The sequence below is a fragment of the Paenibacillus sp. Aloe-11 genome (genome assembly GCF_000245715.1).
In the GTDB taxonomy this organism is placed as follows: Bacteria; Bacillota; Bacilli; order Paenibacillales; family Paenibacillaceae; genus Paenibacillus; species Paenibacillus kribbensis.
In genome coordinates, this window is record NZ_JH601042.1 from 65548 (window position 1) to 78305 (window position 12758).

The following is a 12758-nucleotide window of genomic DNA, read 5'->3' on the forward strand; positions in this document are numbered from 1 at the left end:
GCCAGTGGCAGCCATATTTATATAGTTTGGCCCTTGTCCACCACCGCCTTGTTTAGCTGTGCTGCCGAAAGATTTTTTGGGAACAATTTGTACGCTGGCAGTAATTTTATTTTTCTTGAAATATCGGCTGCCTTCCTTCTCCAGACCTTGTTCCAATGGAGTGAGCTCCCCCTTATCCAGAGCCACCCCTGTATATATGCTTAAATCCTCCACTTCTTTGCTGCTCCAGCACCCGGTTTGAGTCACCAAAAGAACGAAGGCAAGCAGCAAAGATAGAATATGTCGTCTACACATTTTGCTTCAATCCCTTCTTCCTGATCATAAAAACGATGGAAAGAAGTACCGGAACCAGAAAAAATAAAATGATTCCCATGTATCCGATCGCATCGCCCAGACTAAACACTTCAGTCATACGTATAGGAGTCATCGTGGAGATAAAGATAACCGGGATTAAGCCGAATACAGCATAACGATATTTAAGACCAAACACTTGTGAGATACCTAAAGATGCATTGAAGAAAAAACTGCAGAAGTTGCAAAACATTTGCATCATCCAGATCACCAGCAGCGGAAACTCCATACGTTCAAAAAGAAAGCCAGGAAGTTCAAAGGTGCGTATTAAATTAATGGTGGGCCAAGTGCTTGTCACAGTTGAGTCCACAGATAACCCGCCGACCACCATAAATACGGTCAAAAAGTACAGTATCCAAGGAATACTGATCCCTGCGACCATGGCCTTGACGGCTTTTTCAGGGTGCTGCAAAAAAGCGACCAGTGTCATGATTACTTCACATCCAGTGAAAACAAGGACAGTAGATTTTAGTCCCTTGATTACAGGAAGAATCCCGTTACTCAATACGGGACGAAGATGGTCAATTTCAAATATTCTCAGGCTAAGGAAAAAACAGAGAAGCAGAAAGAAAAGACTGATCGGAAGTACAATCTGGTATAGCCGCGCGATAGGATTAATGCCTCCAAAAACCAGATAACATCCCGTCCAGATGAATGGAATGACAATCGCCCAGATCGGTGTCCCTTCGAGCAGATAAAACAACGTCACTTCCGCTAATACACGTATCTCAAAGCCAGCGATGATGAGAAAGTATATAATTAATAACATACTTAAACATCCTCCTGGAATAGTTCCTACGATTCTCCTGGAGTATTGATATACGGTGTTTTCGGGAAACTGTTGACTTAATTTCACCATCACCAAGACCACTAATATGACAATACATCCGCCGATCAGGACAGAAAGCCACCCATCAGGCGTCTGTACTGTTTTAGTCACACCTCTTGGCAGTGTCAAAATCCCTGCCCCGAGCACCGTATTGGTCAGGAAAACGGCGGCCTGCTTGGTTGTGATCTTATCATCAGAGCGTGTAAACACCATAATTCCTCCATCCTCAGGGTACTATGATTTGCGCTTGCTTTGCTGAGTTTTCATCATAATAGGTCTTCGTTTCATCTTAGATAAAGGAGCCCGGATGTATACATCCTTCCAATCGCTTGTACGCATGGGGGAGAAGGGAGTCACATACGGTACGCCAAAGCTTTTCAATTTCGTCATATGGATACAAATTAACAGGAAGAACAAAATGGTACCGAACATGCCCAGAACTGCTGCAAAGAGCATTCCGACGAAACGTAAAAGGCGCAAGCTGATGCCCGCACTGTATGACGGTATCGAAAACGAAGAAATAGCAGTAACTGAAACCACAATGACCAGGAATGGGCTGACAATGCCCGCATTTACAGCAGCGTCGCCAATGACCAAACCTCCGACAATGCCCATCGCAGGACCAACAGGCTTAGGCAATCGTATGCCGGCTTCCCTTAGGATTTCGATCGAAATTTCCAGAATCATGACTTCTATGACGGATGGAAAAGGGACTCCTTGACGAGTTTGAATAATGCTAATAACCAGCTTGGTCGGAATCAAACCGGGATGAAACGATATAAAAGAGATATACAAAGCAGGACCCATCAGTGCTATGAAAGCTCCGAAAAATCGCAGCAAACGTAAAAGTGACCCCGGAATCCAGCGCTCATAATAGTCTTCGGGAGATTGAAGCAGCATACTGAAGGTCACCGGGACAATAAGTGCAAAAGGAGTCCCGTCCAGCAGAATGGCTATTCTTCCTTCCAGCAACGCATTAATGACACGGTCGGGTCGCTCTGTGTTGTGAACCTGCTGGAAAGGACTTAAGTAATTGTCTTCAATAAGTTGTTCTACATAACCGGATTCAGCCAAAAAATCCATGTCTATTTTTGAAATTCTGTGGTTCACTTCTTCTAGAAGATCCGGATTCACAATATCCTTAATGTACGCGATAACCAGGTCTTTTTTGATTCTGCTTCCGACTTGGAATTTCTTCAATTCCAAACTTTTATTTAAGCCTTGACGTCGAAGCATCGAAGTGTTTTCACTTAATACTTCCGTAAAGCCAATTCTGGGACCACGAAGTAATGCTTCAGAGGTTGGTTCATTCACGGATCGAACAGAGCCGTTAGGGGACCCCACCAGCAGTGCTTCCTTCATTCCTTCAATCAATAGTGCGGTATTGCCTAAAAGGATAGACTCGTGCAGTTCCTCCATATCGGTAACTTCACTAATTTGCGTAAGTGGCATCAAGCTTTCTTTTATAAAAGATTTGCTTATACGTTCCGGCTGTTCCTGTTGGCCCTCAAACATTAAGACCTGCAATACTTGCTTGTTCATAAGCTCTTCATCCTGCATGCCTTCGATGAAGATTAACACGGACCGTGCATGAAATTTTTTCACCATGAACTCACGAAAATGCACATCACTATTCTCGCCTATAGCTGCTTGGATCAATTTCAAGTCAGTATCATAATCCCCTGTAATTTTGGAGTCTGGTTCCTGCTGCTGATCAGCATGCGTTTTGTGATCTTTATTGGCAGATGAACGGTCAGGAGGATGCTTGGAAATTGCACCCTTACTGCCCACAAGTGAATAAATTGAATTGTTTATATAATAAATCCCTAATGGGAAAATTAACGCGAGGCCGGCTTGAAATAATGTAACCCAGCTTGGAATAAAAGGTACTATTTTGGACCACATGATGATGCCCCCCAAACCATTCAATTCAATTCATTTCCCCGTAGAATAAACAGGTTGTCCATAAAGTATTCCTTGTAAAGGAATTATTTACTCATGAAACGGAATGATGATTTGCCGTCTCCACATATTTTTGCGAAAACCTCGTTCTATGCTATTGTGTAAGTTGACATCAATATTAAGACTATGCTAATCTCCAAATAGGAAAACGATTACTCAATATGATTATTCGAGGGAAATTATGAACAAAAATCAAATATCAATAAAAGATATTGCCAGATTGAGTGGGGTTTCTGTAGCAACGGTTTCCCGTGTGATTAACGAGAATGGCCGCTTCTCTGAGGAAACGCGACAGAAGGTTAATGAAGTTATCCAAAAGTACCAATATGAGACCAATAGTATCGCCAAAAGCCTGAGAATGAGTAAATCGCAGACGATTGGCGTTTTGGTGCCGGATATTAATAATGAATTTTTTTCAGTCATTGTACAAAAAGTGGAAAGCTTCTTTTTTAAACAAGGATACTCTACCATTATATGTAATACTGCTAAAGATGCAGAGAAGGAACGAGAGTATCTGAAAACTCTGGATGGAAAAATGGTAGATGGTCTGGTCTGTATTTCGGGACAGGAGGAGCTTTCCGCGGAATTGCTTAAACGGCCCATTCCGATTGTATGTATTGACCGTCGGCCGAAGATTAATACGAATGTGGCTTTTATCGAGTCCAATCATTATGAGGGTGGATTTTTGGCGACAGAGGAGCTGATTAACAAAGGCTGCAAGGAAATTTTACTGCTGACCAAGCAAAACAATCTCTCCTCTGTTAATGAGCGTCTGTACGGGTATAAAGATGCTCTGCAAAAGCACGGACTGTACCCATCAGAGGACCGCTTGGTTGCAGTTCGAAATGATGGGCCTACTTTGGAAACCGCGCAGGCGGCTATTGAGCGCGTCTTGGAGAAAAAACTTCGGTTTGACGGTATATTTGCTACCAATGACTGGTTGGCTTTGGGCGCATTGCTCGCATTACAGAAATACGGAGTGCAGGTTCCGGATGAAGTCAAAATAGTAGGTTTTGATAATGATACAATTTCCCAATACTGCAATCCACCGTTGACTACAATAGAACAAGATAAAGAAACACTTGCAGATAATGCATGCAATATGCTGCTCCGTATGCTGAATGGAGAAAAGATCGAACGGGAGCAACATTATTCTGTCCCCGTACGGTTGATCCAACGTAGTACCACCTAGTTGTATGTTGGTTTATGGGAATTCTTGGATTAGCTACGGGAGAGGTAAGCATAGGTTTTATACTACCTCTCATAGAGTGAGATGGTGTACTTTATCAGGCTGTATACTTTCCCGTAGAATTTCCAACAAAAAATGGTTTGACAACAGTATCAGAAAATGATAATTTTAATTATGCTAAATGTAATCGTTTACCCAAACGGACACCAAAATCAATATGATGTTGTAAGCAAGCAACAAGTGATGAATCCAAGCCATGAACTGTTTTCTTGTCTTTATTGGGTAAACGTTATCCCACCTGATTTTATTCATAACCGAAGGGCATAAGAAACAATCTGATAAATTTTGAGGGAAGGAAAAATTCTATTATGCCGTTTGAGTAATCGTTTACTCCATTTCTTAAGAAGGGTGATTATTAATGAGTATGCTATTATGTCCTTCCATGATGTGCGCTAATTTCAGATCATTGGAACACGAAGTAAACGCACTGGAAGAAGCCAATGTGGATATTTATCATATCGATATTATGGACGGTAAATTTGTCCCCAACTTTGGAATGGGACTTCAGGATTTGGAATACATCCGCCAACAAACTCAAAAAACAGTGGACGTGCATCTGATGATCGATAATCCTTCCGCCTATATTGATTTGTTTGCCGATAAGGGTGCAGACATCATTTACTTTCATCCAGAGACTGATATGCACCCGACGCGCACAATCGACCGAATTGTTGGCAGGGGGATCAAGGCAGGGATTGCTCTTAATCCGGGAACAGCCATTGCTTCGGTTGAACCTTTGCTTGGGATGGTCGATTATGTGTTGGTCATGACCGTAAATCCCGGTTTTGCAGGTCAAACCTATTTAACCTTCGTGAACGACAAGATTAAAGCATTACAAGCATACAAGCATGAAAAAGGACTGAATTTCACAATCGTGGTAGACGGTGCGATCTCCGAAGAGAAGATCAACGAATTGGCACACTACGGCGTTGAAGGATTCGTTTTGGGGACTTCCACTTTGTTTGGCAAAGATGAGCCTTACAAAGCCATTGTTAACAGATTGAAAAATATTTAAATTGGGGAGGAATAGAGCCATGAGAATTGCTATTGGAAGCGACCATGTGGCTATAGAGCTTAAAGCGATTATTTCCGCTTATGTTAATGAACTGGGTCATGAGGTCATGGACTACGGACCGAAAACTTCAGAAAGAACCGATTATCCAAAGTATGGGAAACTCGTTGCAGAGGCTGTAGTCGGAAAGCAAGCTGATGCAGGTATTCTGATTTGTGGCACAGGCGTGGGGATATCCATCTCGGCCAACAAGGTCAAGGGAATCCGGGCCGTGGTATGCAGCGAGCCTTATTCCGCGCAATTGTCCAAGCAGCACAACAATACGAATGTTCTTGCATTCGGTGCGCGTGTCGTTGGAAGCGAATTGGCGAAAATGATTGTGAAAGCATGGCTGGAGGCTGAGTTTGAAGGAGGCCGTCATGGCGACCGCATCAAGATGATATCCGACATCGAGGAACAGCATTTATGCTGATAAACAACCACTTATACAAACATACATGATATGGAGGAGATTACATTGGTAAAGAGATTAATTGCCAGCACCAAAAGCGATATTTTGAAATTTAGCGCAGCAGATTTGAAAGAGTCTATCCTGGCTTCTGAAGGACGCGTCATTATGGGACAACATCTTGTAATGATAAACACCGGTTTGGTGGATGGTGTTACCAATGCGGAAATCCAGGCTGCCTACGGCGCAGATATGGTTATGCTGAACGGCTTTGATATGATCAAGGAAGAATCCAATATTGGATTGCGTGAAATGAAGCACGGCAAGCTGGCCGAGAAGCCGTATAGTCTCAAGCAAGTCAAAGAATGGGCTGGAGTTCCGCTCGGCATTTATTTTGAATGCCCAAGCCCTGATGCTCAGGTAGCGGGAGAGCAGTACGTGGAGGCCAAAGAAGGAAGAGTAGCTTCCAGGGAGAACTTCCTGCGTGCCTTGGAGATTGGAGCTGACTTTATCGTACTTGGAGGAAATCCTTCCGCAGGTACAACCTTTGAACGGATCATTGAAGCAACCAAGCTGGCAAAAGAAACACTGGGAGACAAAATCCTGATCTGTGCCGGAAAATGGGAAGACGGAACCATTGAGAAGGTGCTGGGTGATCCGCTGAGCGAGAGACCTTCCAATGAAATTATTAAGGATCTGATCGATTCTGGTGCTGACGTTATTACGTTACCCGCACCTGGCTCCAGACATGGCATTACCGTAGAGCATGTCAGACAATGTGTAGAATTTGTCCATTCGTATAAACCCGGAACGCTTGCTCTTTCTTTCCTGAACAGTTCGGTTGAAGGTGCTGATATTCAAACGATTGCCTGGATCGCACTCATGATGAAGCAAACAGGGGCGGATATTCATGCTATTGGAGATGGTGGCTATGCCGGAACACCTCTTCCTGAGAACGTTTACCAGCTTGCACTATCCATTAAGGGACGCAGACATACGATCAAAAGAATGGTAGGCAGAAGCCGCTAACGATTGACCCGTGTAATTTAAAGACTCTATATTCTTTTCGTACTCCTTGGAGTGCGTGTAGAGTCTTTGGATTACTACCATTCATGTAAACGTTTACTTTCGTAGAAATATGCCAAAAGGGATTAAAGGAGCGAGCAGCATGTCAAATGAACAGCTGGCAAAAGATATATTGGCGTCCGTCGGAGGAGAAGAGAATGTCTCCAGCTTGGTGCATTGCGCCACTCGGCTGCGGTTTAAACTAAAAAACAGAGAGCTGGCTGATAAAAGCAAAACGCAAAACATTGCCGGCGTCATTACGGTGGTCGAAAGCGGCGGACAATATCAAGTGGTCATCGGCAATACGGTAGGCGATGTGTATAAAGACATTACAAAGATCAGCAGCATTGGAGATAACGACAAATCAAATGCATCCGCTGTTACTGAAGGCAACTGGTTCAACAAAACGGTGGACATTATTTCCGGTATTTTCACACCATTTTTGGGGGCACTGGCGGCTTCCGGGATTTTGAAAGGGCTTTTATTAATGCTCGTCTCGCTGGGATGGCTCACCAAAACAGGTGGTGTCTATTCGATCTGGTTCGCTGCCGCAGACAGTATCTTTTATTTCCTGCCGCTGGCGATTGCAGTCACTTCTTCGAGAAAGTTTGGAGCGAATACGTTTGTAGCGCTTGCAGTAGCGGGAGCTCTGGTATACCCGAATATTATTACTTTATATAACGATAAAGCAGATATTACGTTCTTCAATATTCCTGTTGTTCTTATGAGTTATACTTCCTCGGTTATTCCGGTGATTATTGCGGTTTGGTTGCTATCAATTTTGGAGAAATTCCTGAATAGAGTTATTCATGATAGCGTGAAAAATTTTATAACGCCACTTATTTGTCTTATGGTCATTGTTCCCTTGACTCTGATTGCGGTTGGACCGATTGGAATATATGCGAGCTTGGGAATGGCTAAGGGCTACACTTTCTTATATCATTTGAGTCCGATTGTAGCAGGGGTTATTATGGGTGCTGGATGGCAGCTGCTGGTAGTTATGGGACTACACTGGGCGTTTATTCCTATTATGTACAATAACATTGCGGTATACGGTTATGATACCATGAAACCATTAATGGCACCTTCTAACTTTGCCCAAGCAGGTGCAGCACTGGGTGTATTCCTTAAAACTAAAAATCCAAAAGTAAGAGCGATTGCAGGGCCTGCGGCGATAACTGGTTTGTTTGGCATCACGGAACCGATCATCTACGGGATTAGTATCCGCTATAAAAAACCGTTCGTATGGGCTATTATCGGGGGTGCTATCGCTGGGGCGATCACGGGTGCTTCAGGTTCCGTGGCCATTGCTCCAGGTATACCGGGCTTGGCATCCCTGCCGATTTTCTTCGGCACAGGATTTGCCGGATTTGTAATTGCCATTATAGTAGCTTATGTATTCACAGCCATTACCACGTATTTCTTTGGATTTAATGATTCTATGGAAAAAGAAATGATTGCAGTCCATGAAGAGAAGAAAGAAGCTGGAACCCCAGCTCCTGCGCTGACGAACGAGAATATTTCCAGCCCGCTGACGGGTGCTGTCAAACCGTTATCCGAGATATCTGATGAAGTGTTCTCTACTGGAGCCATGGGGAAAGGCGTTGCTATTGTACCTGAGGATGGCAAATTGCTCTCGCCGTTCAATGGAACGATAGCTAATGCCTTCCGCACAGGCCATGCGATTGGACTTGTATCGGATGGGGGAACGGAGATCCTTGTTCACATCGGCATGGACACTGTTAAATTAAAGGGGCAGCATTTTAAAATGCATATCGCAGAAGGTGACCGGGTTGTAAAAGGTCAACTGCTGGTCGAGTTCAATATTGAGGAAATTAAAGCATTGGGCTATGACCTGACGACACCGGTTATTGTGACCAACACGGCTCAATATGCGGAAATTAAAGTGCTGGGCAGCAGCCGGGTGCAAACGGGAGAATCATTGTTGGAGGTCAAGCGATAAGATATTGAAATGTTAAAATCAAGTGCAATAATTTATAAAAATAAAGAGAAACCGCTTCTGGAGCACGTTAAAGGGTATTCCCTTTTTCCAGAGGTGGTTTCTTTTTGGCCGAATCATCTTAGGCCTCCTCAAGACTGAAGTAGGGTAATATCCTTTGCGTGCTCTCCGTTTTCCCTATGCGATTACTTCCTTCGGTAAATCGTTTTGGCCTTGATGTTGCTCTGTCTCTTAGATAAGGTAAATGCATTCGCGGAAATCATAATAAATTACCATTAATGGTAGTTTATTATAGATATTTACCTTAATCCCTTGAATGAGAATAGGGAAAACCCTTAATTTTTATTATTTAAACCACATTGTGATTTGAATCACATATAACGTGCTCCACTATATTAGAATAAAAGCATAGACAGATATTCATAAGCACGCAGGAGATGTCGTCGAATGAATGGAGGAAACCGGTATATGATAAACAGTAAAAAGAAGCTTGTTGTGATAGGGAACGGGATGGCTGGTATCAATACGGTCGAACAGATTTTAAAATTAACGGATAAATATGAAATTACGGTCCTTGGAAGTGAGCCACATCCGAACTATAACAGGATTATGCTCTCTTATGTTTTGGAGGGTAGTAAGACCATTGAGGATATCATACTGAACGATTTGCAATGGTACGAGGATCAAGGTATTACTTTATATACTGGGAAAATGGTACGGAACATCGACGGAGAAAGAAAGAGGATTCATACTGAGGACGGACTGGAAATTGATTACGATCTAGCTTTGATAGCCACGGGCTCCCAATCGTTTATTTTGCCTATTCCGGGAAAAGAATTACCGGGCGTCATCGGTTTTCGGGATATCGCCGATTGTACGGCAATGCTTGAGGCGGCGAAAGCCTATAAAAAGGCAGCGGTCATTGGTGGAGGGCTGTTGGGACTGGAAGCAGCCAAAGGTCTGGTCAATCTCGGCATGGACGTAACGGTCGTTCATTTGATGGAGGATTTGATGGAGCGTCAGCTGGACCGGGAAGCCTCTGCGATGCTGAAAGCAGAACTGGAACGCCAGGGAATCAAATTTGCCATGCAAATGCAAACTGCAGAGGTGTACGGTCAAGATCGGGTACAGGGACTGCGCTTCTCGGATGGAAGCGAGCTGGAAGCAGATTTGCTAGTTATGGCCGTCGGGATCAAGCCTAACATTCAGGTGGCTGTGCAAAGTGGTATAGAAACGAACCGTGGAATTGTAGTCGATGATTTGATGAAGACTTCCATGCCAGATGTATATGCTGTAGGGGAGTGTGCTGAGCACCGCGGGATCTGTTACGGTCTGGTTGCCCCGCTGTTTGAACAGGGAAGTGTAATTGCCAAACATTTGGCAGGTGCAGATACCGAAGGCTATGCGGGATCAGTGGTTTCCACCAAGCTCAAAATTTCAGGGGTGGATGTTTTCTCGGCTGGCGAATTCATAACTGCTCCTGAGCATACGGTGATCGTAGCGAAGGATGAGTGGAAGCGCACTTACAAAAAAGTACTGCTTCGTGAAAACAAGATTGTTGGAACTGTGCTGTTCGGAGATGTGAGCGAATCTGCCAGTCTTCAGAAATATGTACGGCAGCAAACGTTGATGACAGATGAGATATATGGACAGCTTATGGGTACCGGATGCAGTAAAGACGGGGCTAAAACCTTATCCGCTGAGACGATGGCTGATGATGAAATTGTTTGCGGCTGCAATGGTGTGACTAAAAAGGCGATTGTTGATGCAATCAATGAAAATGGACTGACCACAGTCGACGAAATTAAAGCATGCACCGGAGCAACGCGGTCCTGCGGAGGGTGTAAGCCGGTCGTTGAACAAATTCTTCAGTATGTTCTGGGCGACAGCTTCAAGAGTGCTGCCAAGCAAGGAATATGTGGCTGCACAACCTTGAGCCGGGATGAAATTGTTGCAGCGATCAAAACCAAGGGACTTACAACGACACGTGAAGTGATGAATGTACTAGGCTGGCAGAATGATGAAGGCTGCTCCAAATGCCGCCCGGCACTGAATTATTATTTGGGAATGATTAACCCGGATACGCATGAAAATGAGGAAGATTCCCGGTTTGTGAACGAGCGGTTGCACGCGAATATTCAAAAGGATGGAACGTTTACAGTTGTGCCAAGAATGTACGGCGGTGTTACCACTCCAGAGGATTTGAAAAAAATAGCTGATGTATCTCTTAAATACAATGTTAAGGTTGTTAAAGTGACAGGCGGCCAACGGCTGGATTTGATTGGTGTCCGTAAAGAGGATTTGCCTAAGGTGTGGGAAGAACTCGACATGCCGTCGGGATATGCTTACGCAAAATCGCTTCGTACAGTTAAAACCTGTGTTGGATCGCAATTTTGTCGTTTTGGCACACAGGACTCAATGGGAATGGGCGAAGTGCTGGAACGGAAATTCGAGAGACTGGATTTTCCGGCAAAATTCAAATTAGCGGTTAATGGATGCCCACGCAACTGCGCGGAGTCATGTACGAAGGATATCGGAATTGTAGGCAATGATGGAGGCTGGGAGATTTTTATCGGTGGCAACGGCGGTATCAAAGCGCGGTTGGCTGATTCGCTCTGCAAAGTGAAGACGGATGCTGAATTGATTGATATTGTGGCAGGCGTGATGCAGCTCTACCGTGAAACAGGCCAATATCTGGAACGTACTTCGGAATGGGTTGAACGGACTGGCCTTGAAGAGATTCAGAAGGCTGTCGTTCACGATATAGATAATCGTAAAGCTTTAATAGAACGGATTGAATTTGCATTGCAACAGGTTGAAGACCCATGGAAAAAGATTATCCATAATGCGGATTCGCGTAAGAACTTATTTGAAGTCGTTACACCGTCTGTTGTGTGAATTTATTCAAATCATGCCTGGAGAAGGGAGCAATCAAGCGAATGATTAAACATGCTGAGTGGCTTATTGTCGGTCACAGTAAGGATTTTCCTAATAGAATTGGACGGACTATCCGGTTGAATGATAAGGAAATCGCAGTATTCCGCACTTCGGAGAACAAGCTTTATGCTGTTGAAAATTCCAACCCGCATCCGAAGGGGGGGCCGCTTACCGAAGCCATCGTATCAGGTCATTACATTTATGACCCGCTGCGTGATTGGAAGATTGATTTGGAGACGGGTCTCGTTCAAGACCCTGATACCGGACAAGTCAAAACCTTCGACATTCAGGAAGACGGAGAAGAAGTGAAAATATCCCTTTAATACAGATAACAAGAGCCCCACAGGACCCAATCCTGTGGGGCTCTTGTTATCTTGGCTCAGGTAATGGTAATACCTGCACTTGCATAACCGATAACGGTGTTAAGAACAGAGGCCCCTGTAGCTGTCGCGGAGAAGACGAGGAGCAGCCGGGTTCCCGCTGTTACCGGTATAGCCAATCCGGTAGTGATACCGCTGGAGAAATTACCCAAGGAGATCGTGTCTGTTAGTGGTGGAGCTAATGTGACGGCAGCTCCGGGAACAGGTGTGAAGGTGTTATTAGGTGTCGGGGAACTAAATAGCTGAGCAGTAATGCTTACGGATGATGCTTCGAGGGTCAAGGCAGCAGTTGTACTGAAATATCCGGCAATGGATGTAATTATGCCATCCCGTGGAACGGAAAAAGCGAAGTTAGTCAGTGGTCCTAGCAGTGTACCTGTTAGGTCTATGGCTCCGCCTACAATGCTGATTCCTGTTGCTGAGCTTCCGAAACCGATTAAACTTGTGCTTCCTGCTAACCCGTCAGCAATGGTTGTCATAGTCGCTGGTCCACCTGAAGCGAATGGGATGATCGCTCCTGAGCCCGTGGCTCCGGTAGGTCCAGCGGGTCTGGCAATGCCATCGG

Annotated in this window: 10 protein-coding genes and 1 pseudogene; 7 read left to right on the forward strand and 4 right to left on the reverse strand. The window is 44.4% G+C overall.

The genetic code is table 11. From position 1 onward, the window contains the following. The 3 genes and pseudogenes from WG8_RS27700 to WG8_RS02140 form a co-directional block, all read right to left on the reverse strand. Positions 1 to 294: pseudogene (locus WG8_RS27700) on the reverse strand (Ger(x)C family spore germination protein); the annotation flags it as partial. Beyond that, positions 287 to 1390, reverse strand: coding sequence for a GerAB/ArcD/ProY family transporter (locus WG8_RS02135; protein ID WP_043890700.1), 1104 nt, complete (start codon positions 1388 to 1390; stop codon positions 287 to 289). The pseudogene WG8_RS27700 and the gene WG8_RS02135, both read right to left, overlap by 8 nt. Positions 1391 to 1414: 24 nt before the next feature. Then, positions 1415 to 3085, reverse strand: coding sequence for a spore germination protein (locus WG8_RS02140; protein WP_007428408.1), 1671 nt, complete (start codon positions 3083 to 3085; stop codon positions 1415 to 1417). A 238-nt stretch (positions 3086 to 3323) separates the two neighbouring features. Between WG8_RS02140 and WG8_RS02145 the strand changes: the two genes are divergently transcribed. The 7 genes from WG8_RS02145 (at position 3324) to nirD (ending at position 12136) form a co-directional block, all read left to right on the forward strand. Continuing rightward, on the forward strand, positions 3324 to 4334 hold the full coding sequence (locus WG8_RS02145) for a LacI family DNA-binding transcriptional regulator (RefSeq protein ID WP_043890695.1): 1011 nt from the start codon (positions 3324 to 3326) through the stop codon (positions 4332 to 4334). A 415-nt stretch (positions 4335 to 4749) separates the two neighbouring features. Further along, complete coding sequence (gene rpe / locus WG8_RS02150; protein WP_007428410.1) at positions 4750 to 5406, forward strand: ribulose-phosphate 3-epimerase; 657 nt, start codon at positions 4750 to 4752, stop codon at positions 5404 to 5406. A 19-nt stretch (positions 5407 to 5425) separates the two neighbouring features. After that, positions 5426 to 5875, forward strand: coding sequence for a ribose 5-phosphate isomerase B (rpiB, locus tag WG8_RS02155; protein WP_007428411.1), 450 nt, complete (start codon positions 5426 to 5428; stop codon positions 5873 to 5875). A 45-nt stretch (positions 5876 to 5920) separates the two neighbouring features. After that, positions 5921 to 6880 (forward strand): DUF7916 family protein, encoded by a 960-nt coding sequence (locus tag WG8_RS02160; RefSeq protein ID WP_007428412.1) that lies wholly within the window; start codon positions 5921 to 5923, stop codon positions 6878 to 6880. 139 nt (positions 6881 to 7019) lie between these two features. After that, complete coding sequence (locus WG8_RS02165) at positions 7020 to 8879, forward strand: beta-glucoside-specific PTS transporter subunit IIABC (RefSeq protein ID WP_007428413.1); 1860 nt, start codon at positions 7020 to 7022, stop codon at positions 8877 to 8879. Between the two features lie 465 nt (positions 8880 to 9344). Beyond that, the gene (gene nirB, locus WG8_RS02170) at positions 9345 to 11774 is read left to right on the forward strand and encodes a nitrite reductase large subunit NirB (protein ID WP_043890701.1); all 2430 of its coding nucleotides are present in this window, start codon (positions 9345 to 9347) and stop codon (positions 11772 to 11774) included. A 41-nt stretch (positions 11775 to 11815) separates the two neighbouring features. After that, positions 11816 to 12136, forward strand: a complete 321-nt coding sequence (nirD, locus tag WG8_RS02175; protein ID WP_007428415.1) for a nitrite reductase small subunit NirD — start codon at positions 11816 to 11818, stop codon at positions 12134 to 12136. A 56-nt stretch (positions 12137 to 12192) separates the two neighbouring features. On the opposite strand, the gene WG8_RS02180 is transcribed toward nirD, so the two are convergent. Then, positions 12193 to 12758, reverse strand: a 566-nt coding sequence (locus WG8_RS02180) for an exosporium glycoprotein BclB-related protein (protein WP_007428416.1), incomplete at its 5' end; no start/stop codon positions are given.